At 41.2% G+C, this 260-nt stretch carries 1 rRNA gene; it reads left to right on the top strand.

Going from position 1 to position 260, the window contains the following annotated elements:
• Positions 1 to 140: 140 nt before the first annotated feature.
• Positions 141 to 256 (top strand): 5S ribosomal RNA (gene rrf / locus H7U37_RS15440).
• Positions 257 to 260 lie beyond the last annotated feature (4 nt).

Genomic DNA, 260 nt, shown 5'->3' with positions numbered 1-260 from the left:
GGAAAGAGAACTTTAATAGAAAGTTCTTCTTGACAAAGCTGAGACAATAGAATATAATATCTTACTGTTGAAAAGAACGGTAAGGAGAAGAAAACAGATGAAAGTTTCTTTTGCTTACTTTTCTTTTCAAAGAAAAGTAAGTTGGTGTTGATTGCGGTGAGGGTCCACCCGTTCCCATCCCGAACACGGCAGTTAAGCTCACCTGCGCCGAAGATACTTGTCTGGAGACGGACCGGGAAAATAGGTAATGCCAACACAGA

The sequence above is a fragment of the Pseudoflavonifractor phocaeensis genome (assembly GCF_016901735.1).
Classification (GTDB): Bacteria; Bacillota; Clostridia; order Oscillospirales; family Oscillospiraceae; genus Pseudoflavonifractor_A.
This window is presented reverse-complemented; position numbering and strand designations above follow the sequence as displayed.